This window comes from Pseudarthrobacter sp. NBSH8, assembly GCF_014217545.1.
Classification (GTDB): domain Bacteria; phylum Actinomycetota; class Actinomycetes; order Actinomycetales; family Micrococcaceae; genus Arthrobacter.
Map to the genome: position 1 here is coordinate 1,494,347 of NZ_CP043178.1, position 23,083 is coordinate 1,517,429.

Annotated in this window: 15 protein-coding genes and 3 rRNA genes; 14 read left to right on the plus strand and 4 right to left on the minus strand. The window is 62.4% G+C overall.

The genetic code is table 11. The features are described 5' to 3' along the window. The first annotated feature begins 36 nt into the window (after nt 1–36). The 14 genes from tyrS to FYJ92_RS06930 all read left to right on the plus strand — a co-directional run bounded on the left by tyrS (nt 37) and on the right by FYJ92_RS06930 (nt 18,458). Nucleotides 37–1,350 carry a tyrosine--tRNA ligase gene (gene tyrS, locus FYJ92_RS06865; protein WP_185263174.1) on the plus strand — a complete coding sequence of 438 codons (1,314 nt, stop codon included), beginning with the start codon at nt 37–39 and terminating at the stop codon, nt 1,348–1,350. 500 nt (nt 1,351–1,850) lie between these two features. Next, nucleotides 1,851–3,374, plus strand: a 16S ribosomal RNA gene (locus FYJ92_RS06870). Nucleotides 3,375–3,920: 546 nt separating this feature from the next. After that, a 23S ribosomal RNA gene (locus tag FYJ92_RS06875) occupies nt 3,921–7,069 on the plus strand. 212 nt (nt 7,070–7,281) lie between these two features. Beyond that, nucleotides 7,282–7,398: ribosomal RNA gene (rrf, locus tag FYJ92_RS06880) — 5S ribosomal RNA — on the plus strand. The 16S, 23S and 5S rRNA genes sit together here, the layout of an rRNA operon. A 326-nt stretch (nt 7,399–7,724) precedes the next feature. After that, nucleotides 7,725–9,605, plus strand: coding sequence for a hypothetical protein (locus FYJ92_RS06885; protein ID WP_255482338.1), 1,881 nt, complete (start codon nt 7,725–7,727; stop codon nt 9,603–9,605). Between the two features lie 5 nt (nt 9,606–9,610). Further along, nucleotides 9,611–10,600 (plus strand): HAD-IIA family hydrolase, encoded by a 990-nt coding sequence (locus FYJ92_RS06890; RefSeq protein ID WP_185263175.1) that lies wholly within the window; start codon nt 9,611–9,613, stop codon nt 10,598–10,600. A gap of 9 nt (nt 10,601–10,609) precedes the next feature. Continuing rightward, the gene (locus FYJ92_RS06895; protein WP_185263176.1) at nt 10,610–10,840 is read left to right on the plus strand and encodes a hypothetical protein; all 231 of its coding nucleotides are present in this window, start codon (nt 10,610–10,612) and stop codon (nt 10,838–10,840) included. Between the two features lie 2 nt (nt 10,841–10,842). After that, on the plus strand, nt 10,843–11,655 hold the full coding sequence (locus FYJ92_RS06900) for a TlyA family RNA methyltransferase (RefSeq protein WP_185263177.1): 813 nt from the start codon (nt 10,843–10,845) through the stop codon (nt 11,653–11,655). Nucleotides 11,656–11,668: 13 nt separating this feature from the next. Then, entirely contained in the window at nt 11,669–12,694 is a 1,026-nt protein-coding gene (locus tag FYJ92_RS06905) for an NAD kinase (protein ID WP_185263178.1), read from the plus strand. A 3-nt stretch (nt 12,695–12,697) separates the two neighbouring features. After that, complete coding sequence (recN, locus tag FYJ92_RS06910; RefSeq protein WP_185263179.1) at nt 12,698–14,437, plus strand: DNA repair protein RecN; 1,740 nt, start codon at nt 12,698–12,700, stop codon at nt 14,435–14,437. An 88-nt stretch (nt 14,438–14,525) separates the two neighbouring features. Beyond that, complete coding sequence (locus FYJ92_RS06915) at nt 14,526–16,271, plus strand: CTP synthase (protein ID WP_185263180.1); 1,746 nt, start codon at nt 14,526–14,528, stop codon at nt 16,269–16,271. 25 nt (nt 16,272–16,296) lie between these two features. Then, nucleotides 16,297–16,959 (plus strand): NUDIX hydrolase, encoded by a 663-nt coding sequence (locus FYJ92_RS06920; protein ID WP_185263181.1) that lies wholly within the window; start codon nt 16,297–16,299, stop codon nt 16,957–16,959. Further along, nucleotides 16,959–17,942: a site-specific tyrosine recombinase XerD gene (gene xerD, locus FYJ92_RS06925; protein WP_185263182.1), complete on the plus strand. Its 984-nt coding sequence runs from the start codon at nt 16,959–16,961 to the stop codon at nt 17,940–17,942. Before FYJ92_RS06920 ends, xerD begins: the two co-directional genes overlap by 1 nt. A gap of 30 nt (nt 17,943–17,972) precedes the next feature. Continuing rightward, entirely contained in the window at nt 17,973–18,458 is a 486-nt protein-coding gene (locus FYJ92_RS06930) for an 8-oxo-dGTP diphosphatase (protein WP_185263183.1), read from the plus strand. A 198-nt stretch (nt 18,459–18,656) separates the two neighbouring features. Here FYJ92_RS06930 and FYJ92_RS06935 read toward each other — a convergent pair whose 3' ends face one another. The 4 genes from FYJ92_RS06935 to FYJ92_RS06950 form a co-directional block, all read right to left on the minus strand. Further along, nucleotides 18,657–19,796 carry a bifunctional 2-methylcitrate synthase/citrate synthase gene (locus FYJ92_RS06935; RefSeq protein WP_185263184.1) on the minus strand — a complete coding sequence of 380 codons (1,140 nt, stop codon included), beginning with the start codon at nt 19,794–19,796 and terminating at the stop codon, nt 18,657–18,659. A gap of 74 nt (nt 19,797–19,870) precedes the next feature. Beyond that, a complete protein-coding gene (gene prpB / locus FYJ92_RS06940) occupies nt 19,871–20,776 on the minus strand; it encodes a methylisocitrate lyase (RefSeq protein WP_185263185.1) in 906 nt (301 codons plus the stop codon). A gap of 33 nt (nt 20,777–20,809) precedes the next feature. Then, nucleotides 20,810–22,330: an MmgE/PrpD family protein gene (locus FYJ92_RS06945; protein WP_185263186.1), complete on the minus strand. Its 1,521-nt coding sequence runs from the start codon at nt 22,328–22,330 to the stop codon at nt 20,810–20,812. 11 nt (nt 22,331–22,341) lie between these two features. Next, nucleotides 22,342–22,983: a GntR family transcriptional regulator gene (locus FYJ92_RS06950; protein ID WP_185263710.1), complete on the minus strand. Its 642-nt coding sequence runs from the start codon at nt 22,981–22,983 to the stop codon at nt 22,342–22,344. Between the last annotated feature and the right edge of the window lie 100 nt (nt 22,984–23,083).

The following is a 23,083-nucleotide window of genomic DNA, read 5'->3' on the forward strand; positions in this document are numbered from 1 at the left end:
GCGCCGGGCTTCGTCGATCCTGCTAACTTAGAAGTCGTGTCAGAACTCAACGATTTCGAATCCCAGCAGAACGACCCCACCTTCGCCAATGTCTGGCAGGAGCTGAAGTGGCGCGGCCTGGTCCACGTCTCCACCGATGAAGAGGAACTGGAGAAGCTCCTCGCCGGTGATCCGATCACCTATTACTGCGGATTCGACCCCACTGCGCCGAGCCTGCACCTGGGCAACCTGGTCCAGCTCCTCGTGATGCGCCGGCTGCAGCTTGCCGGGCACAAGCCGCTGGGCCTGGTGGGCGGATCCACGGGACTGATCGGCGATCCGCGGCCCACGGCCGAGCGAACGCTGAACACCAAGGACACGGTCAATGAATGGGTGGGCTATCTCCAGGCCCAGGTCCGCCGCTTCCTCAGCTTCGATGGCCCCAGTGCGGCGCGCATGGTCAACAACCTTGACTGGACAGCGCCGTTGAGCGCCATCGACTTCCTGCGCGAGATCGGCAAGCACTACCGGGTCGGCACCATGCTGCGCAAGGATGCTGTCGCGTCCCGCCTCAGCTCGGACGAGGGCATTAGCTACACGGAATTCAGCTACCAGATCCTGCAGGGCATGGACTACCTCCAGCTGTTCCGCGACTACAGCTGCATGCTGCAGACCGGCGGCTCGGACCAGTGGGGCAACCTCACCAGCGGCACTGAACTCATCCGCAAGGTTGAGGGTAAGAGTGTGCACGCCCTGGGCACGCCGCTGATCACCAACTCGGACGGCACGAAGTTCGGCAAGAGCGAAGGCAACGCCATCTGGCTCGACGCCGGCATGTGCAGCCCGTACGCCTTCTACCAGTTCTGGCTGAACACCGCCGACTCTGACGTGGTGGACCGGCTCAAGGTCTTCACCTTCCTGAGCCGCGCAGAGATCGAAACGTTGGCAGCGGCCGTGGCAGAACGTCCCTTTGCACGGGAAGGCCAGCGGAAGCTGGCGTTCGAAGTAACCTCCCTGGTCCATAGTGTGGAGGCAACGGAGAAAGTCATCGCGGCGTCCGCTGCCCTCTTTGGCAACGGTGACCTTGCCGCCCTGGATCGGCCAACGCTGGAAGCAGCCACATCGGAGCTTCCGTCCGCACGCATCCAGGTGGATGGCCTCGGGATCATTGACCTGCTGGTGGCATCTGGCCTGTCGGAGAGCAAATCCGCGGCCCGGCGGACTGTCGGTGAAGGCGGCGCTTACGTAAACAACGAGAAGGTGTCCGACCCGGAAGCTGTCATCTCCGAGTCGGAGCTGCTGCATGGCCAGTACTTGCTCCTGCGCCGCGGCAAGAAGAATCTCGCGACTGTCGAAGTCCTGGTTCCTTAGCCTTCCAAAACCCTAATTCGCGCTTCTCCGCAGCCGATTTGCAAGGCGGCGGGGGAGCGTGTATTGTTTTCTGAGTCGCCGCCGCTGAGTGGCGATAAACCCCCTTCACAAAAGAAGCGATTCATCGTGTGCAAAGCACGATAATGATGAAAAGCTTCAATTTTTGATGGGCGGATTCGTTCCACAGAGTGAATATCGGGAAAATAACCTGGATTTGCAAAGTGAATAAGAGTGAAATAAGCTATAAACATCGCAGCGAAGAAAGCGAAACAAAAGAATTCATTGAATATGAATTGTTTCGAGAATTATTCGAATGTGTCTGTTGTTTGAGAACTCAATAGTGTGCCAAGTTTGTTGATACCAATTTATTGTATTGAATTGGTTGAATTGACTGGATTATGCCACCCCGTGGTGTGGTCTGGTTTTTACAGCTGGTTTCAAATTTTGTGCAACCATTTTATCCTGTTATTTCCGGGGTTGGTGGTTGTGTCTGTTTTACTTCAACGGAGAGTTTGATCCTGGCTCAGGATGAACGCTGGCGGCGTGCTTAACACATGCAAGTCGAACGATGAACCTCACTTGTGGGGGGATTAGTGGCGAACGGGTGAGTAACACGTGAGTAACCTGCCCTTAACTCTGGGATAAGCCTGGGAAACTGGGTCTAATACCGGATATGACTCCTCATCGCATGGTGGGGGGTGGAAAGCTTTATTGTGGTTTTGGATGGACTCGCGGCCTATCAGCTTGTTGGTGAGGTAATGGCTCACCAAGGCGACGACGGGTAGCCGGCCTGAGAGGGTGACCGGCCACACTGGGACTGAGACACGGCCCAGACTCCTACGGGAGGCAGCAGTGGGGAATATTGCACAATGGGCGAAAGCCTGATGCAGCGACGCCGCGTGAGGGATGACGGCCTTCGGGTTGTAAACCTCTTTCAGTAGGGAAGAAGCGAAAGTGACGGTACCTGCAGAAGAAGCGCCGGCTAACTACGTGCCAGCAGCCGCGGTAATACGTAGGGCGCAAGCGTTATCCGGAATTATTGGGCGTAAAGAGCTCGTAGGCGGTTTGTCGCGTCTGCCGTGAAAGTCCGGGGCTCAACTCCGGATCTGCGGTGGGTACGGGCAGACTAGAGTGATGTAGGGGAGACTGGAATTCCTGGTGTAGCGGTGAAATGCGCAGATATCAGGAGGAACACCGATGGCGAAGGCAGGTCTCTGGGCATTAACTGACGCTGAGGAGCGAAAGCATGGGGAGCGAACAGGATTAGATACCCTGGTAGTCCATGCCGTAAACGTTGGGCACTAGGTGTGGGGGACATTCCACGTTTTCCGCGCCGTAGCTAACGCATTAAGTGCCCCGCCTGGGGAGTACGGCCGCAAGGCTAAAACTCAAAGGAATTGACGGGGGCCCGCACAAGCGGCGGAGCATGCGGATTAATTCGATGCAACGCGAAGAACCTTACCAAGGCTTGACATGAACCGGTAATACCTGGAAACAGGTGCCCCGCTTGCGGTCGGTTTACAGGTGGTGCATGGTTGTCGTCAGCTCGTGTCGTGAGATGTTGGGTTAAGTCCCGCAACGAGCGCAACCCTCGTTCTATGTTGCCAGCGCGTTATGGCGGGGACTCATAGGAGACTGCCGGGGTCAACTCGGAGGAAGGTGGGGACGACGTCAAATCATCATGCCCCTTATGTCTTGGGCTTCACGCATGCTACAATGGCCGGTACAAAGGGTTGCGATACTGTGAGGTGGAGCTAATCCCAAAAAGCCGGTCTCAGTTCGGATTGGGGTCTGCAACTCGACCCCATGAAGTCGGAGTCGCTAGTAATCGCAGATCAGCAACGCTGCGGTGAATACGTTCCCGGGCCTTGTACACACCGCCCGTCAAGTCACGAAAGTTGGTAACACCCGAAGCCGGTGGCCTAACCCCTTGTGGGAGGGAGCTGTCGAAGGTGGGACTGGCGATTGGGACTAAGTCGTAACAAGGTAGCCGTACCGGAAGGTGCGGCTGGATCACCTCCTTTCTAAGGAGCACCTACAGTCACCTTGCCCCGTGTATGCGGGTGTGGAGGGGTTGTCAGGAGTATATGCCCGTTGCGCAGACGCTAGTTCTGCGGCGGGTGCTCAAGGGTGGAATATCAATGAATAGCGGCCGCTTGTTTTGTGCCTCGTCTAGTACGGTGGTGGGTTGTCCTTCGGGATTCTCTTCTGCTTGGAACGGTGTGGGTGTGGATGTGGGTGGTTTAGTGTTTGGCACACTGTTGGGTCCTGAGGCAACAGGGCCGGTGGGATGTGCTGCGGCTTACGGGTTGTGGTGTGTTTTGTCGGGTTTGTTTGTTTCTGGTTTCCTGGCTGCATCGATCACGTACTTTTTGTGTGTGGGGTGTGTGGTTTGGGGTTGTTGTTTGAGAACTACATAGTGGACGCGAGCATCTTTTATAAGAAGCAATTTCCAAGAATATATGAACCTGGATCTGTCCGGGCGTTCGTTGCTGTGGCCTTTGGGTTGTGGTGGTGGTGTCCGGGTGGTTTTCGTGGTTCTCTCGAAAATTAGCGTTTTGATCTTTTGTGGTCAAGTTTTTAAGAGCACACGGTGGATGCCTTGGCATTAGGAGCCGAAGAAGGACGTAGGAATCTGCGATAAGCCTGGGGGAGTCGATAACCGGACTTTGATCCCAGGGTCTCCGAATGGGGAAACCCCGCCAGGGGCGCGAGCCACCTGGTGACCCGCATCTGAACACATAGGGTGTGTGGAGGGAACGCGGGGAAGTGAAACATCTCAGTACCCGCAGGAAGAGAAAACAATAGTGATTCCGTTAGTAGTGGCGAGCGAACGCGGATCAGGCTAAACCGTTCCATGTGTGATAGCCGGCGGGCGTTGCATGGGCGGGGTTGTGGGACTTTCCGTATCAGTTCTGCCGGACTGGTGAGGTGTGATGTGCAGGCATAGGTGAACGGTCTTGAAAGGCCGGCCAGAGAGGGTGTGAGCCCCGTAACCGAAATGTTTTGTGCCGCCTGGAGAGTATCCCAAGTAGCACGGGGCCCGAGAAATCCCGTGTGAATCTGTCAGGACCACCTGATAAGCCTAAATACTCCCTAATGACCGATAGCGGACCAGTACCGTGAGGGAAAGGTGAAAAGTACCCCGGGAGGGGAGTGAAACAGTACCTGAAACCGTGTGCTTACAATCCGTCGGAGCATCTGCAGCTTGTCTGTATGGGTGTGACGGCGTGCCTTTTGAAGAATGAGCCTGCGAGTTAGTGTTACGTCGCGAGGTTAACCCGTGTGGGGAAGCCGTAGCGAAAGCGAGTCTGAATAGGGCGTTGCAGTGGCGTGATCTAGACCCGAAGCGAAGTGATCTACCCATGGCCAGGTTGAAGCGACGGTAAGACGTCGTGGAGGACCGAACCCACTTCAGTTGAAAATGGAGGGGATGAGCTGTGGGTAGGGGTGAAAGGCCAATCAAACTTCGTGATAGCTGGTTCTCCCCGAAATGCATTTAGGTGCAGCGTTGCGTGTTTCTTGCTGGAGGTAGAGCTACTGGATGGCTAATGGGCCCTACAAGGTTACTGACGTCAGCCAAACTCCGAATGCCGGTAAGTGAGAGCGCAGCAGTGAGACTGTGGGGGATAAGCTTCATAGTCGAGAGGGAAACAGCCCAGACCACCAACTAAGGCCCCTAAGCGTGTGCTAAGTGGGAAAGGATGTGGAGTTGCGAAGACAACCAGGAGGTTGGCTTAGAAGCAGCCATCCTTAAAAGAGTGCGTAATAGCTCACTGGTCAAGTGATTCCGCGCCGACAATGTAGCGGGGCTCAAGTACACCGCCGAAGTTGTGGATTTCAGATATTAGCTAAGCCGCCCCTTTGCGGGGTTGGTTCAGGCGTCTGGAGTGGTAGGGGAGCGTCGTGTGGGCAGTGAAGTCGCGGTGTAAACCAGCGGTGGAGCCTACACGAGTGAGAATGCAGGCATGAGTAGCGAAAGACGGGTGAGAAACCCGTCCGCCGAATGATCAAGGGTTCCAGGGTCAAGCTAATCTGCCCTGGGTAAGTCGGGACCTAAGGCGAGGCCGACAGGCGTAGTCGATGGACAACGGGTTGATATTCCCGTACCGGCGAAAAACCGTCCATGTTGAACAGGGGATACTAACCGCCCGATACCTGCCCGCCCACCCTTCGGGGTGATGTGGGTTTTGGTGGAGCGCGGGACCTGATCCTGGGAGGCAAGCGTATTAACAGGTGTGACGCAGGAAGGTAGCCAAGCCGGGCGATGGTTGTCCCGGTCTAAGGATGTAGGGCGAACGGTAGGCAAATCCGCCGTTCATGATGCCTGAGATCTGATGGGACCCCCTCACGGGGGGATTTGGTGATCCTATGCTGCCGAGAAAAGCATCGACGCGAGGTTTTAGCCGCCCGTACCCCAAACCGACACAGGTGATCAGGTAGAGAATACTAAGGCGATCGAGAGAATTATGGTTAAGGAACTCGGCAAAATGCCCCCGTAACTTCGGGAGAAGGGGGGCCCCAACCTTGAACACCACTTGCTGGTGGGAGGGGATCGGGGCCGCAGAGACCAGGGGGAAGCGACTGTTTACTAAAAACACAGGTCCGTGCGAAGTCGCAAGACGATGTATACGGACTGACTCCTGCCCGGTGCTGGAAGGTTAAGAGGACCGGTTAGCCTTACGGCGAAGCTGAGAATTCAAGCCCCAGTAAACGGCGGTGGTAACTATAACCATCCTAAGGTAGCGAAATTCCTTGTCGGGTAAGTTCCGACCTGCACGAATGGAGTAACGACTTCCCCGCTGTCTCAACCATAAACTCGGCGAAATTGCAGTACGAGTAAAGATGCTCGTTACGCGCAGCAGGACGGAAAGACCCCGAGACCTTTACTATAGTTTGGTATTGGTGTTCGGAGTGGCTTGTGTAGGATAGGTGGGAGACGTTGAAGCCCGGACGCCAGTTCGGGTGGAGTCATCGTTGAAATACCACTCTGGTCACTTTGGACATCTAACTTCGGCCCGTAATCCGGGTCAGGGACAGTGCCTGATGGGTAGTTTAACTGGGGCGGTTGCCTCCTAAAAAGTAACGGAGGCGCCCAAAGGTTCCCTCAGCCTGGTTGGCAATCAGGTGTCGAGTGTAAGTGCACAAGGGAGCTTGACTGTGAGAGAGACATCTCGAGCAGGGACGAAAGTCGGGACTAGTGATCCGGCGGTACATTGTGGAATGGCCGTCGCTCAACGGATAAAAGGTACCTCGGGGATAACAGGCTGATCTTGCCCAAGAGTCCATATCGACGGCATGGTTTGGCACCTCGATGTCGGCTCGTCGCATCCTGGGGCTGGAGTAGGTCCCAAGGGTTGGGCTGTTCGCCCATTAAAGCGGTACGCGAGCTGGGTTTAGAACGTCGTGAGACAGTTCGGTCCCTATCCGCTGCGCGCGCAGGAAATTTGAGAAGGGCTGTCCTTAGTACGAGAGGACCGGGACGGACGAACCTCTGGTGTGTCAGTTGTACTGCCAAGTGCACCGCTGATTAGCTACGTTCGGATGGGATAACCGCTGAAAGCATCTAAGCGGGAAGCTCGCTTCGAGATGAGATTTCCATACACCTTGTGTGTGAGAGGCCCCCAGCCAGACCACTGGGTTGATAGGCCGGATGTGGAAGCGAGGACTAACGACTCGTGAAGCTGACCGGTACTAATAGGCCGATAACTTACACCACACACCACCCCTGCAAACGGTTCAAAAGCGTTTGCAACCCGGGGTGGTAAAAAGATAACAAGACTGCTTGCGTCCACTATGTGGTTCCCAAACAACAAACCCGTCACACGGGCCGTTGCACAGGAACACAACACAACAACATAACAACACCACAATGTTGTAACCAGATTTCCCACCCGTACAGGCACGCCTGAACGGGCCGGGTAGAAGGGTTACGGCGGTCATAGCGTGGGGGAAACGCCCGGTCCCATTCCGAACCCGGAAGCTAAGACCCACAGCGCCGATGGTACTGCACCCGGGAGGGTGTGGGAGAGTAGGTCACCGCCGGAACATCATTACAGGTCGAGAGCCCCCCAACCACCAGGTTGGGGGGCTCTCCCACGTTAACCACCCAACCCACAAAACACACCCAACCAGAACCACAAACCCGTCCCGGGAACCCCGCAGAAACTGTGCGGGCGGCCGCTGGGAGTGTGAACATTCCCACGACGGTGGCCTGTAGACGGATCCATGTCATCTGTCGGTGGGCTCTCGCCTAGAATTGACTGAGATGTACGGACTTCGAAGCGCTTGATTTCGGGTTGCGTAGGATAACGAAACACGGAACGAGCGGCTGCGATTGCGCCAGTGGTCGGCTCATAACAGGAGGAATCCCCATGGCTGAGCACAACGGCGGCAACCGCGGCGGTAACGACCGCGGTCCTTTCCGCGGCAACAACAATTCCGGCGGCGATCCGCGTGGATTCCGTTCCCGGGAAGACCGTAACTCCGAGGCTCCGAAGCGTGCGCCTGGTTCCGGTGAGCGTAAGCCCTTTAGTGGTGGCGGGGAGCGTAAGCCGTACGGCGACCGCGACAACAAGTCCTTTGGCGATCGTCCCCGTCGTGAGGGTGACGGTGAGCGTCGTACCTTCGGCGGTGGTGAGCGTAAGCCGTTCAGTGGTGGCGGGGAGCGTAAGCCGTACGGCGACCGCGACAACAAGTCCTTTGGCGATCGTCCCCGTCGTGAGGGTGACGGTGAGCGTCGTACCTTCGGCGGTGGTGAGCGTAAGCCGTTCAGTGGTGGCGGGGAGCGTAAGCCGTACGGCGACCGCGACAACAAGTCCTTCGGTGATCGTCCCCGTCGTGAGGGTGACGGTGAGCGTCGTACCTTCGGTGGCGGGGAGCGTAAGCCGTACGGCGACCGCGACAACAAGTCCTTCGGTGATCGTCCCCGTCGTGAGGGTGACGGTGAGCGTCGTACCTTCGGCGGTGGTGAGCGTAAGCCGTTCAGTGGTGGCGGGGACCGTAAGCCGTACGGCGACCGCGACAACAAGTCCTTCGGTGATCGTCCCCGTCGTGAGGGTGACGGTGAGCGTCGTACCTTCGGTGGCGGGGAGCGTAAGCCGTACGGCGACCGTCAGGACCGTGCCCCACGCAGCTTCGACCGTGGAGACTCCGGCCCCCGCCAGTTTGGCGGGGAACGTGCCGACGACCGCCCGGTCCGTGTACCCAACGCGCGTGATCTTCGCAGCGCCAACCGCCCGGACCGCGAGCGTTCGCCGGAAATCGATGAGGATGTCACGGGCAAGGAGCTCGACCGCGCTACGCAGCACCAGATCAAGACCCTTGAGGACAAGAGCGCCGAGTGGGTGGCCCGCCACCTGGTAATGGCCGGACGCCTGATCGACGAAGAGCCCGAGCTGGCCTTCCAGCACGCCCTCGCCGCGAGCCGGCGTGGTGGCCGCCTGGCTGCCGTCCGTGAAGCCGTCGGACTTACCGCTTACGCGGCAGGACACTACGGCGAAGCACTGCGCGAGTTCCGGACCTACCGCCGCATCAGCGGTTCGAACGTCCACCTGCCCGTGATGGCAGACTGCGAACGCGGACTGGGCCGGCCTGACCGCGCCCTCGACGTGGTGCGGTCCGAGGAAGCCAACGATCTGGACGCGCCCGGCAAAGTCGAGCTGGCCATCGTTGCGGCCGGGGCACGGTCTGACCTCGTCCAGTTGGACGCTGCCGTGGCGGAACTTGAAATTGCCCAGTTGGACATAAACCGTGCGTTCTCCTACAGCCCAAGGCTCTTCCGGGCCTACGCAAACGCCCTGGCCGCCGTCGGCCGCGAAGATGAGGCGGCAAAATGGCAGAGGCAGGCCGTCGTGGCTGAAAATGCCTTGGGTATTGGTGCCGATGAGGAACCGGACATCGTGGACCTGGGCTGGGACGAGGAAGAGGAAGCCCGCGAGGAAGCTCAGCGCCGGCACCTGCTGGAGCGCGCTGCCGCAGGTCCCGAGGCCAGTGACTCCACGCTTGCTGCCCGTTCCGAGGTAGCCGCGGACAAGACTGTCGTTGAGACCGCCGGCGTGGATGAAGCCATCGACGACGTGGAATCGGATTTTTTCGAGTCCGATGACGCCGAGTCTGACGAGGATTCCGTCGAAGCAGACGAGCTGGAAGCCGGTGACGCCGAGCAGGATGAAGAAGAGCGCGACGCCGAGCCCACCGACATAGACAACAGCACCAACGGCAGCGATGCCCACTCTGAAGGACGGGATAACTAGCCGCTATGACTGAAGTTCCACTGATTTCCCTGTTCGACGCCCTTTTGGCGGACCTGGACGGCGTGGTCTACGCCGGACAGCACGCCATCCCCGGCGCCGTGGACTCGCTACGGCAACTGGAGGGTTTGGGCATTGGCCTCGGCTATGTCACCAACAATGCTTCCCGCACTCCGGCGCAGGTAGCGGCGCATCTTCGTGAACTGGGTGCGCCGGCCGACGACGAACAGGTGGTCAGTTCCTCGCAAGCCGCGGCAGAGCTCCTGGCATCGCTCGTCGCCCCCGGCGCGCGGGTGCTGATCACCGGCAGCCCCGCTCTGGCACAGGAAATCGAGCTCGTGGGACTGACTCCTGTCTACAGCCAGGATGAGAATCCGGTCGCCGTGGTCCAGGGATTCAATCCCGGGATCGGCTGGAAGGATCTGGCCGAGGCATCGTTCGTCGTGTCGGCCGGAGCCCTGTGGATCGCTACCAACACCGATATGTCCATCCCGCAGGCTCGCGGCATGGCCCCGGGAAACGGCACGCTGGTGGCAGCAGTAGCCGCCGCTACCGGACAGACTCCGAGGGTTGCCGGCAAGCCGGAGGCTCCGCTGTTCCACGCCGCCGCCAAACGGCTCGCGGCTGACCGCCCCCTGGTGGTGGGCGACCGCCTGGACACGGACATCCTCGGCGGCAACAACGCCGGGTTTGCCACGGTGGCGGTGCTGACCGGCGTCGACACCACGGCCAGCATCCTGGCCGCACGTACGGCCGAGCGTCCGGACTACATCATCAATTCCCTTAGCGACCTTCACCGTCCCTACCCGGCCGTGGACCACACTGACGGCACACACCGCTGCGGGGCGTCCGCCGCGCGGGTCAGCGGTGACACCATCCAGATCAGCGGCAGCGAGGGTGACCTGGATTCGTGGCGGGCTGCCTGCGCCGCGTGGTGGACTGCGGTCCCTGACGCGGCCCGGGCCACCGAGCCCAAACTCGAGTGGCGCAATCATTAGACTGGTCCGATGACTGAGCTGAACGAAGTGCACCATCCGGAAGCAGCCCAGCCAACCCCGGAATGGCCGGACACGGCTGCGCCGGCAACCACCGATCCGTCCATTGCGGCCCTTGTGGCCGCGCTGGACGGCGTCCAGGTGCTGCCTGTATCCGAGCACGAAGCCGTTTACAGCGACCTCCACGATGCCCTGCTGCATGCGTTGAACGAAGAGGCCCCAAACGGCGAAGGAGAAGCTTGAGCATGGCACGACTTGACCAGGCGCTAGTCGCCCGCGGCCTGGCCAGGTCCCGGACCCACGCAGCATCGTTGATTGCCGAGCGCAAGGTGAGCTCGGCCGGCCAGATCCTCTCCAAGGCATCCCTGCAGGTCGACGACGGCAAGGACCTTTCGGTCGAGCACACGGAAGCGGACAGCTACGTCAGCCGGGCCGGGCACAAGCTGGCAGGCGCTTTGGACGTATTCCCGGAGGTCACCGTTGCGGGCAAACGGTGCCTCGACGCCGGGGCCTCCACCGGCGGTTTCACCGAGGTGCTCCTGCGGCGCGGCGCGGCACACGTGGTGGCGGTCGACGTCGGCCATGACCAGCTGGTCCCCCAGCTCCGCGCCGATGACCGGGTAGCCGTGCACGAGGGCCTCAACGTGCGGTACATGGCGCCTGCGGACATCGGCGGACAAGCCGAACTCACGGTGGCCGACCTCTCTTTCATCTCCCTGACCCTGGTGGTCCTGCCTCTGGCGCTGTGCACGCAGCCGGGCGGTGACCTGGTGCTGATGGTGAAGCCCCAGTTCGAGATCGGCAAGGACCGGCTGGGCCGCACCGGCGTGGTCACCTCCGAGCGCGAACGCCGGATGGCGGTGGAAAAAGTTGCCAATGCAGCGCTCGACGCCGGACTGGACTTATGCGGCTTAGCGGCCAGTCCGCTGCCGGGCCAGGACGGAAACGTCGAATACTTCCTGTGGATAAAGCGCAGGATGACCCAAGAACTGCCTAAGATCGAAGAGCGCCTCGCAGCCATTGACGGATTGCTTGGCGGAATCTGGCCGAACCACTAGAAAGCGGAACCCGATGAGCAGGCGAGTACTTGTCCTTGCCCACACTGGCCGCGAGGAATCACTGAAGGCCGCCTGGGAAGCCTGCGCCCAACTGCATGACTCCGGCATTGTTCCCGTCATGCAGGAGTCTGAGCTGCGTGACATGGAAAGATTCTTCGGGCAGCTCACCCAGCCGGTGGAGATCCTGCACGACCGCGTACAGTTGCCGGACGTTGAGCTTGTCATGGTCCTGGGCGGTGACGGCACCATCCTGCGCGCCGCAGAGCTGGTGCGCGAGGTGGACGTTCCCTTGCTGGGCGTCAACCTTGGCCACGTCGGCTTCCTGGCCGAGAGCGAGCGGGCGGACCTGGCCCAAACGGTGGAATGGATTGCCCGCCGCGACTACACGGTGGAAGAACGCATGACCATCGACGTCCAGGTCTGGATCCGCGGCCAGAAAATCTGGCACACCTGGGCCCTGAATGAGGCCGCGATTGAAAAAGGCAACCGCGAACGCATGATCGAAGTGGTGACCGAAGTGGACGAGCGTCCGCTGACTTCCTTCGGCTGCGACGGTGTGGTGGTGGCCACCCCCACAGGATCCACCGCGTACGCGTTCTCTGCTGGCGGGCCCGTCGTCTGGCCGGAGGTGGAGGCCCTGGTGATTGTTCCCATCAGCGCCCACGCGCTCTTCGCCAAACCGCTGGTGGTATCGCCTCGGTCCCGCCTGGCCGTGGAAGTCCTCACCCGCACCGGTGCCCAGGGCGTGCTCTGGTGTGATGGCCGGCGTTCCGTGGATTTGCCGCCCGGCGCCCGCATTGAAGTGACCAAGTCCGCCACGCCGGTGCGGCTGGCCAGGACGCACCAGACGCCCTTTTCAGCGCGGCTGGTCCGCAAATTTGAACTTCCCATCCATGGCTGGCGCGGGCCCGTGCCGCAGTCGGAGACCATCCACACCGGACCCATCCCGATCGTCCGGACGCCGCGGCCCAGGCCGCCGCTCCAGCTTGCCTCCGGCGGCCAGCCGGAGGACGAAACCGATCCCGCGACCGCAAAGTGAACCATGCTTGAAGAACTGAGAATCCGCGATCTGGGCGTCATCACCGACGCCACGCTGCCGCTGGGCCCCGGGCTGAGCGTCGTTACCGGCGAAACCGGTGCCGGCAAAACGATGGTGGTCACCGCCGTCGGCCTCCTGCTCGGGGCGAGATCCGATGCCGGGGCGGTCCGGAGCGGCGCGAAGAGCGCCACTGCGGAGGCTGTCCTCAAGCTCGACGCCGGGCATCCGGCGATTGCCCGGGCCGTGGAAGCGGGTGCCGACGTGGAGGAGTTCGACGGCGGCGCCGAGCTCATCCTTGCGCGTCGCCTCGGTGCCGACGGGCGCAGCCGGGCCTTCCTGGGCGGGCGGGCAGCCCCTGTGGGCGTCCTCGCAGAGATCGGAGAAACCCTCGTGGTGGTCCACGGCCAGTCGGACCAGATCAGGCTGAAAGGCGCGGCGGCCCAGCGCGGCGCGCTGGACAAATTTGCCGGCGATGCGCTGGCGGGCCCACTGACCTCCTACCAGTCGCTGTACAGCCATTGGAAGGCCAGCCAGGCGGAGCTGGAAACCCTGCGCAGCGCCGCCCGCGACAGGCTCCGCGAAGCCGAATCGCTGGAAGTGGCCCTAGCCGAAATCAGCACCGTGGATCCGCAGCCGGGGGAGGACGAGTCACTCAAAGCTGAGGCCGTGAAACTGGCCAACGTCGAAGAGCTCAGGATTGCCGCGAACACGGCTCACCAGGCGCTCATCGCGGAGGACTACGGTGACTCAGGTGATGCCACCACCCTCGTGGACGTGGCGAAAAGAACCCTGGAGCACGTGGCCGAGCACGACGCCGAGCTGGGGTCCGCCGCAACGCGGTTGGCCGAAGTGGGCTTTCTCCTCAACGACATCGCTACGGAGCTGGCCAGCTACCAGGCCGGCCTGGACTCGGAGGGCCCCGAACGCCTGGCCGAGATCGAGGACCGGCGGTCCGTACTGGCCACTTTGGTCCGCAAGTATGCCCCCAGCATCGACGAAGTCCTGGTGTGGGCGGAAAATGCCCGGGTCCGTTTCGACGAGCTGCAGGACGACTCCACCAGGATTGAAGCCCTGGATGCCGACGTGGTCCGGACCGAAGCGGAACTGCAGAAGCAGGCAGCCGCCGTCAGCAAAATCCGGGCCAATGCCGCCAAGGACCTGTCCGGCAGGGTCAGCGCGGAGCTGAAGGCACTCGCCATGGCCGACGCCACGCTGGTCATCACCCGTGAGGCGGCCGCTCAGTTGACACCGCATGGAGCGGATGAGATTACGTTCCTGCTCCAGCCGCACGCCGGAGCCCCGGCCCGTCCGCTGGGCAAGGGCGCCTCCGGCGGCGAACTGTCCCGCGTGATGCTGGCCATCGAAGTGGTGCTGGCCGCAGTGGATCCGGTGCCCACATTTGTGTTCGATGAGGTGGACGCCGGCGTCGGCGGGCGCGCCGCCGTCGAAATTGGACGCCGGCTGGCCATGCTGGCACAGCACGTACAGGTCCTGGTGGTCACGCACCTGCCGCAGGTGGCAGCCTTTGCGGACCAGCACATCACCGTCACCAAGACATCCGTCAGAGGGTCCGACGGCGGCACCGCCACCGGGTTCACGTCCAGTGATGTTCGCCTCCTTGACGGCCCGGAGCGGGTGCGGGAGCTCGCCCGGATGCTGGCTGGCCAGGAGGATTCAGAATCGGCCCAGGCCCACGCCCAGGAGCTGCTGGACGACGCAAAACTGCTGCCGCAGCGGGCCTGACGGCGGATGCCCCTTGCTCGGAGGGCGCCTCGCCCTGCACACTGGATCATTTGGGGAGACAGTTCCTGATCGGGGAAAGGCTCAATTGATGATAGGCTCGAATTCCGTGGTGCAGCGATCAAATTCCCGTGTAAATTCCCGGTTCCCGGGCTCGTCCAAGACGACCAAACACATCTTCGTAACCGGTGGTGTGGCGTCCTCGCTCGGTAAGGGACTGACGGCTTCGAGCCTCGGTCACCTCCTGCGGGCACGCGGCCTGTCTGTAACTATGCAGAAGCTTGATCCCTATCTGAACGTGGATCCTGGCACGATGAACCCCTTTCAGCACGGCGAGGTCTTCGTCACTGACGATGGCGCCGAAACGGACCTGGACATCGGGCACTACGAGCGGTTCCTCGACGAAAACCTCGAGGGCTCAGCCAACGTGACCACCGGCCAGGTCTACTCCACGGTGATCGCCAAGGAACGCCGCGGCGAATACCTCGGCGATACCGTCCAGGTCATCCCGCACATTACCGATGAGATCAAGCGGCGGATGCGGCTTCCGTCCGAAGGCAAAAACGCGCCGGATGTCATCATCACCGAAATCGGCGGCACCGTGGGCGACATCGAGTCGCAGCCCTTCCTCGAGTCGGCCCGCCAGGTCCGCCAGGACATCGGCCGCGGCAACGTCTTCTTCGTCCACGTCTCCCTGGTGCCCTACATCGGACCCTCACAGGAACTGAAGACCAAACCGACGCAGCACTCCGTGGCGGCCCTGCGCTCCATCGGCATCCAGCCCGAGGCAATCGTGATCCGCTCGGACCGCGAAGTCCCCGAACCCATGCGCGCCAAGATCGGCCGCATGTGCGACGTCGATATCGAGGCCGTCATCGGATGCCCGGATGCCCCCAGCATCTACGACATCCCCAAGACCCTGCACACGCAGGGACTTGACTCTTACATCGTCCGTGCCCTGGACCTGCCGTTCAAGGACGTTGACTGGACCAGCTGGGACAGGCTGCTCGAAGCAGTCCACAACCCCAAGCACCACGTCGAAATCGCGCTGGTGGGCAAGTACATCGACCTGCCGGACGCCTACCTGTCCGTGACCGAGGCCCTGCGTGCCGGCGGCTTCGCCAACGACACCAAGGTCAAGATCCGCTGGGTACCGTCGGATGAGTGCGAAACCCATGAAGGCGCCGTGGCGTCCCTGGACGGCGTGGACGCCATCTGCGTTCCCGGTGGCTTCGGCATCCGCGGCCTCGAAGGCAAGCTGGGCGCCCTGAAGTACGCCCGCGAAACCAAGCTGCCGGTCCTGGGCCTGTGCCTGGGCCTGCAGTGCATGGTGATCGAATACGCACGCAACGTGGTGGGCCTGGAAGGCGCTTCCTCGAGCGAGTTCGAACCGGATTCTAAATACCCAGTGATTGCCACCATGGAAGAGCAGTTGGACATCGTGGACGGCAAGGGCGATCTTGGCGGTACCATGCGCCTGGGTCTGTACGAAGCCAAGCTCGACGACGGCTCGGTCATCGCAGAGACCTACGGCAAGACCACGGTCAGCGAACGGCACCGGCACCGCTACGAGGTCAACAACAAGTACCGCGACCAGATCGCCGCCGAGGGCTTGGTGTTCTCCGGAACGTCGCCGGACGGCAAGCTCGTGGAATTCGTTGAGCTGCCCCGCGAGGTCCACCCGTTCTACGTGGCAACACAGGCGCACCCCGAACTGAGCTCACGGCCCACGCGGCCGCACCCGCTCTTCGCCGGGCTCGTCAAGGCCGCCCTGGACCACCAGAACGCACAGGACGCGCCGGCAGCCAAGCCGTTGCGTACGGTTGCCGCGAAATAGAACCTAATAAGTAGAGGACGGCGCGATGCCCGGCACACCTGAAACCCCCCAAGCTGCACGGCAGGTTTCGGATGCACCGAGCCCGCGCCGTCTTTTGTCTACGGAGAAGGTCTATAAAGGCCGGATCTGGGATGTGGTCAGCGACAGCTTCCAGCTGAGCGAGACGGGGGAGTCCCTGACCCGCGACTACATCGACCATCCTGGCGCCGTGGCCGTCCTGCCCATGAACGACGCCGGTGAGGTTCTGCTGATCAGGCAGTACCGGCACCCCGTGGGCATGGACCTTTGGGAAATTCCTGCCGGCCTTCTGGACGTGGAAGGCGAGGATTTTGTGGCGGGGGCTGCCCGCGAACTCGCCGAGGAGGCGGACCTCGCGGCCGGCGAATGGAATGTCCTGGTGGACTTCTTCAATTCGCCAGGCTCCTCCAGCGAGGCCATCCGCATCTATCTCGCCCGCGGCCTCACCGAGGTGCCTCACCACGAACGCCATGAGCGGACCGATGAGGAAGCCGAGATTGAGTTCCACTGGATCGCTTTGGACGACGCCGTGGCCTCGGTGCTGGAAGGCAGGCTGCACAACCCGTCCGCCGTCGTCGGAATCCTGGCAGTCGCCGCGGCGAAGGCTGACGGCTTTGGCGGGCTGCGTCCCGCGGATGCACCCTGGCCTGCGCACCCCAGCCAGCGTTGATGACGGCGACTACTGAGGCAGAAGCCCCGACCCCGCCGTTCCGGCCACAGACTGCCATCGACCTCGCCATCACCGAGTATCTTCAACATATAGGCGTGGAACGCGGCCTGGCCGCCAACACGCTCTCCGCCTACCGCCGTGACCTGGCGCGGTACTCCCGCTACGTGACCTCGGAGGGTTGCCACAGCCCCGGCCAGATCACCCGCCACCACGTGACGGGGTTCGTTATGGCACTCAACGACGGATCCGACGGCGGCACAGCCCTGGGCGTTAGGTCTGCCGCCAGAACCGTGGTCGCGGTCCGGGGGCTCCACAAGTTCTGGGCCCTGGAGGGGATCACCACGACGGACCCCGCCAGCGATGTCCACCCGCCGATGCCGGGCAAGCGGCTGCCCAAGGCCATCAGCGTGGACGAAGTCACGCGGATCCTTGAAGCCGTAGGAGAGGACACCGCGACAGGGCTCAGGGACCGCGCCCTGCTCGAATTTCTCTATTCCACGGGGGCGCGGATCAGCGAGGCCGTGGGCCTGGACGTAGATGATATTGCCGTGCAGGACGCCGAAGCCGGTCCCGCCGTAGTCCGCCTGTTCGGCAAGGGATCCAAGGAACGGCTGGTGCCGCTGGGATCCTATGGGGCGCGGGCTGTGGACGCCTACCTGGTCCGCGGACGTCCGCTGCTTGCGGCGAAGGGCAAGGGGACTCCCGCCCTGTTCCTGAACGCCCGCGGCGGAAGGATCAGCCGGCAAAGCGCTTGGACCATCCTGAAGGCGGCCGCGGATAAAGCCAACATCACGAAGGATGTTTCCCCGCACACACTGCGGCACTCCTTCGCGACGCACCTGCTCGAAGGCGGAGCGGATGTCCGCGTTGTGCAGGAGCTGCTGGGGCACGCCTCGGTCACCACAACGCAGGTCTACACCCTGGTCACCGCTGAGACGCTCAGGGAAATTTACGCAGCAGCCCACCCCCGGGCGCTGGGCTGACGCCTGGGGCCAGGCTATAAGGTTGGGGGCATGACGTTTACCCCTGTCACGCTGTGCTTCCTCACCCGTGATTCCGCCGGTGTGCCACAGGTTCTGCTTGGCCTGAAGAAGACCGGCTTCGGCCGCGGCAAGGTGGTTGGGCTCGGCGGGCATGTTGAGCCGGGGGAGACGGATGAAGAGGCTGCCTGCCGCGAAGTCCATGAGGAAGCCGGCATTGCAGTCCGGCAGGAGGATCTGCGCGACGCCGGTGTGGTGGCCTTCGATTTCCCGTCCCGCCCGGAATGGAACATGAGCACCCGGCTTTTTGTCGCCGCGCGTTGGACCGGGCAGCCGGCCGAAAGTGCCGAGATACGGCCGGAATGGTTCGACGTCGGCGCCTTGCCGGTTGACAGGATGTGGCAGGACGCAGCGCACTGGCTGCCGCTGGTCCTTGGCGGCTCCAGGCTGCGCCTCACCATAGTCCTGAACCCGGACAACGAAACCGTCCGCGAAGTGCTGGACTACTCGAGCCGCTGAGTTTTTGTCCACTTATCGCCGGTCTAAGGGCTGACTGGATGGATTATCTGGACAAAAACTCCGAGAACGGCCGACGGCGGGCCGGTCACTTTCAAAGGTGACCCGGCCCGCCGTCGTGCGTCCGTTGGGAGCCGGTTGGGCCCACGCCGGCGAGGGACCCGAGCCGAGCTTGCGAGGTTTGGGAGCCGGTGGGGAGGATTAGGGTACGTGCCGTTCTTCCGGTCCGTTGTATTCGCTGAGCGGGCGGATCAGGGAGTTGCTGGCCGCCTGTTCCATGATGTGGGCGGTCCAGCCGGTGATGCGGCTGGCCACGAACAGGGGTGTGAACGTGGGGGTGTCGAAACCCATGAGGTGGTAGGTGGGGCCGGCCGGGTAGTCGAGGTTCGGTTTGATGGCCTTGGCCTCGTCCATGGCCTGCTCGAGGCCGTTGTAGAGTCCCAGCAGTTCGGGGCGGCCGTAGTGCGCGATCATCTTGTCCAGCGCGGCCTTCATCGTGGGGACGCGGGAGTCACCGTGCTTGTAGACGCGGTGGCCGAAGCCCATGACTTTTTTCTTCTGGGCCAGGGCGTCCTCCATCCAGGCCTTGGCCCGGGTGGCGGCTTCGTCCAGTGATTCCTCGGGCCGGATGCCGATCTCGTCGAAGGTGTGCATCACGGCTTCGTTGGCGCCGCCATGCAGCGGGCCCTTGAGGGCGCCGATCGCACCGGTCACTGCCGAGTGCAGGTCGGACAGGCTGGAGGTGATGACCCGGGCGGTGAAGGTGGAGGCGTTGAAGGAGTGCTCGGCGTACAGGATCATCGAGACGTTGAAGGCGTCCACAACTTCCGGAACCTGGTCTTCGCCGAAAGCCATCCACAGGAAGTTTTCCGAGTAGCCCAGGTCATCGCGGGGCTCCACGACTTCCTGGCCGCGCCGGCGTCGCTGGTCGTAGGCAACAACGGCGGGCATGGCGGCGAAGAGATCCACGGCCTTGGCCATGTTGGCCTCGGGTGAGGAGTCTTCGGCCAGAGGGTGCCGGGCGCCCATGACCGAGGCCGCGGTCCGGCAGACATCCATCGGGTGGGCGCTGGTGGGAATTGTGTCGACGATCTGCTTTACCACGGGATCAAGGGCACGGCCGGCGCGCTCGCGGGCAGAGAACGCGGAGAGCTCATCGGGGGTGGGCAGTTCGCCGTTCCACAAAAGGAATGCCACTTCCTCGAAGCTGCATTTGGCGGCGAGCTCCTGGACGGGATAGCCGCGGTACAGCAGCGAATTGGTGTCCGGGTTGACCTTCGAAACCGCGGTGTAGTCCACCACGACGCCGGCCAGGCCCTTCTTGATATCAACAGCTTCCATGCTGTCCTCCTTCGTTCATTGGGCAAGCCCGGGTGTGCCGGAATGCTTGCAGTCTCCTTGGTGGCTCCCGGGTCCTAGCGGACGCCGGGAACGTGGAAGTTGAAAACGCCGGTATCGAAGTGGTTGTAGGCCTCGTAGTCCACAAGGTCATATAGCCGCGCACGGGTGAGCATGTTCTCCACCTGGGCTTCCTGCGACCCTGTTGCCTTGATCGATTCCAGAGTACGCTCTGCTGCGCCCATGGCAATGCGTAGCAGCGTGACAGGGTAAATGACCATGTTGACGCCGACTCCCTGCAGCTCGTCCACGGTGAACAGGTCGCTCTTGCCGAACTCGGTCATGTTGGCCAGGATGGGCACGTCCACGGCGTCGCGGATGGCCTGGAACTCGGACAGGTCCTTCATCGCTTCCGGGAAGATGGCGTCCGCTCCGGCATCAACCAGGGCCCGTGCCCTGTCCGTGGCGGCTTCGATCCCCTCCACGGCCCGGATGTCGGTCCGGGCCATGATGAGGAAGTTCGGATCCCGGCGGGCATCAGCGGCGGCGCGGATGCGCTTGGTTGCCGTTTCCAGGTCCACCACGTTTTTGCCGTCCAGGTGCCCGCAGCGTTTGGGGTTGAACTGGTCTTCGATGTGGCAGCCGGCCAGGCCGGCGTTCTCCAGTTCCTGGATGCTGCGGGCTATGTTCATGGGCTCGCCGAAGCCGGTGTCCGCGTCCACCAGCGTGGGTAGGTCGGTCATGCGGGCGATCTGCCCGGCACGGGTGGCCACCTCGGTGAGGGTGGTCAGTCCGATGTCCGGCAGGCCAAGGTCATTGGCCAGGACCGCGCCGGAGACGTAGACACCGGCAAAGCCCTTTTCCTCGATCAGCCGGGCCGAGAGGGGGTTGAACGCGCCCGGGAACTGCTGGATGGTGCCGGACGCGAGCATGTCGCGCAGCGCGATCCTCTTCTGTTCCGGGGTTGTCTTGGAATACAGCATCTGGTTCTCCTGTGCGGGGTGGGTAGGCAGAGCTTAGAAGAGGCCGGCGGGTGAGTTGCTGAGGTCGATGACGCCCGGAGCGGCCGTGATGTTCAGCTGGTCCAGTTCGCCCGGGCCCAGGTCCGGGAGGCTTTCGGCGGCGGCGAGGAAACGCTCGATTTCCTCTTCGGTAACCAGGCCGGCCGCCAGGGTGCGGAACTTGTTGATGTACTGCTGGCGGGCGAACGGGCGGGCGCCGAGCGGGTGGGCGTCGGCTACGGCGATCTCATCGGTGATGACCGTGCCATCGTTCAGGGTGATCTCCACGGATCCGCCGAAGGCCTTCTCGGCGATGTCCAGGGAGTGGTAGCGGCGGGTCCATTCAGGGTCTTCCACGGTACTGACCTTGTTCCACAGCTCCACGGTGTCGGCGCGGCCGGCACGCTCGGAGCTGTAGGAGTCCGCATGGTGCCAGGAGCCGTCCTGAAGTGCCACGGTGAAGATGTACGGGATGGAGTGGTCAAGGGTTTCGCGGCTTGCCGTGGGGCTGTACTTCTGGGGATCGTTGGCACCGGAACCGATCACGTAGTGCGTGTGGTGGCTGGTCTTGATCAGGACTGAGGCCACGTTGGCCGGGTCGGTGGCCTCCGGGTGCTCGGTGTGCAGCTTGCGGGCCAGGTCGATCCAGGCCTGGGCCTGGTATTCCGCGGAGTGTTCTTTGGTATACGTGTCCATGATGGCGCGCTTGGCTTCGCCGGCCTCGGGCAGCGGGACCTCGTAGGAGGCGTCCGGGCCATCCAGCATCCAGGCGATCACGCCGTCCTCGCCTTCGTAGATCGGCACGGGGGAAGTCTGGCCACGCATGGAGCGGTCCACCGCTTCGACGGCCATCTTGCCTGCAAACGCCGGGGCGTGGGCCTTCCAAGTGGAGATTTCGCCCTTGCGGGACTGGCGGGTGGCAGTGGTGGTGTGCAGGGCCTGGCCCACCGACTGGAAGATCGTCTCGACGTCCAGGCCCAGGAGGGTGCCGATACCGGCCGCGGCAGACGGGCCGAGGTGCGCAACGTGATCGATCTTGTGCTTGTGCAGGCAGATCGCCTTCACGAGGTTGACCTGGATTTCATAGCCTGTGGCGATGCCCCGGATCAGGTCCTTGCCACCTGCGCCGACGTGCTGCGCAACGGCGAGAATGGGAGGGATGTTGTCGCCCGGGTGGGAATATTCCGCGGCCAGGAAGGTGTCGTGGTAGTCCAGCTCGCGGACGGCCACGCCGTTCGCCCAGGCTGCCCACTCGGGGGAGACCCTGTCCGTGATGCCGAAAACGCCGGAGCCCTTGCCGTTGGTGGTCGGTGCGTGGGTCAGTGCCTGGGCCCGGGCAGCGACAATCGGTGCTCGGTTCAGTGAAGCGATGGCCACGGAAGCATTGTCGATGATACGGTTGATGACCATCTCGGTGACCTCGGGCGTGACCTCGACGGCGTCGGCGGCGACGACCGCGATCTTGTGTGCCAGCTGGTCTTCACGGGCGAGGTTTTCTTCGCTCTTGTAGACGCGGACGTGGTTAAGCTTAACCATGGGGCTCCTTCTTAGTGCTGTGGGTGGGTAGCTTTGACGTGGGAAAGGCTGCGGTGCAGGTGCAGGGTGGTGGCTGCTTCGGCGAGCCTGGCGTTGCCTGCGGCGATGGCCTCGGCAATGGCCGCGTGCTCGACGGCGGCCGCGTACAGTCGCGGTGCGTCATCGGCAGCGAGGCGGCGGACCCGGACCAGATGGACCCGCAGGCTGCGCATCGCCTGTGCGAGGTAGGAGTTTGAGATGGCAGCGTCGATCGCCTCATCCAGCCGGCCCACCAGTGCGTAGTACTCATGGCGGGCAGGATCGGTGTCGCTGATCAGCTCCTGCGCCCGCAGGAGATCGGTGTGGAGATTCGCAAAGACAGCGCGCTCGCCGCGTTCGGCAGCGAGGGCAGCAGCCTTGCCCTCCAGGGTTTCGCGGAGCTCGAACATCTCATCGATGTCCTCCAGCGAGATATCGGTGACGACGACGCCGCGGCCGCCTGCCGCCGTCGTCAGCCCTTCTGCGCTGAGCCGGCTCAGCGCCTCCCGGACCGGAGTGCGTGAGACGCCCAGGCGCTCCGACTGCTCCACTTCGGCGAGGACCGTTCCGGGCGTCAGGCGCCATTCGATAATGTCTTCGCGAAGTGTTGCATAGGCTTTGTCGCTGGCCCGCAGGGTGCCTCCCGTCAATCTGCTCATGGGCCCTAGTGTATACACGAATTGCCGAATAGCCCAGCAAAAGCCGGTTCAGCAGCGGCATGGCCGCATGTATGTA

Excerpts from the sequence above, each read along its gene's own strand:
- FYJ92_RS06920 (WP_185263181.1), top strand. The coding sequence starts at position 16,297 with ATGCCCGGCACACCTGAAACCCCCCAAGCTGCACGGCAGGTTTCGGAT.
- FYJ92_RS06900 (WP_185263177.1), top strand. The coding sequence starts at position 10,843 with ATGGCACGACTTGACCAGGCGCTAGTCGCCCGCGGCCTGGCCAGGTCC.
- FYJ92_RS06905 (WP_185263178.1), top strand. The coding sequence starts at position 11,669 with ATGAGCAGGCGAGTACTTGTCCTTGCCCACACTGGCCGCGAGGAATCA.
- prpB (WP_185263185.1), bottom strand. The coding sequence starts at position 20,776 with ATGCTGTATTCCAAGACAACCCCGGAACAGAAGAGGATCGCGCTGCGC.
- FYJ92_RS06945 (WP_185263186.1), bottom strand. The coding sequence starts at position 22,330 with ATGGTTAAGCTTAACCACGTCCGCGTCTACAAGAGCGAAGAAAACCTC.
- FYJ92_RS06935 (WP_185263184.1), bottom strand. The coding sequence starts at position 19,796 with ATGGAAGCTGTTGATATCAAGAAGGGCCTGGCCGGCGTCGTGGTGGAC.
- FYJ92_RS06915 (WP_185263180.1), top strand. The coding sequence starts at position 14,526 with ATGATAGGCTCGAATTCCGTGGTGCAGCGATCAAATTCCCGTGTAAAT.
- FYJ92_RS06890 (WP_185263175.1), top strand. The coding sequence starts at position 9,611 with ATGACTGAAGTTCCACTGATTTCCCTGTTCGACGCCCTTTTGGCGGAC.
- FYJ92_RS06885 (WP_255482338.1), top strand. The coding sequence starts at position 7,725 with ATGGCTGAGCACAACGGCGGCAACCGCGGCGGTAACGACCGCGGTCCT.
- xerD (WP_185263182.1), top strand. The coding sequence starts at position 16,959 with ATGACGGCGACTACTGAGGCAGAAGCCCCGACCCCGCCGTTCCGGCCA.
- FYJ92_RS06895 (WP_185263176.1), top strand. The coding sequence starts at position 10,610 with ATGACTGAGCTGAACGAAGTGCACCATCCGGAAGCAGCCCAGCCAACC.
- FYJ92_RS06930 (WP_185263183.1), top strand. The coding sequence starts at position 17,973 with ATGACGTTTACCCCTGTCACGCTGTGCTTCCTCACCCGTGATTCCGCC.
- recN (WP_185263179.1), top strand. The coding sequence starts at position 12,698 with ATGCTTGAAGAACTGAGAATCCGCGATCTGGGCGTCATCACCGACGCC.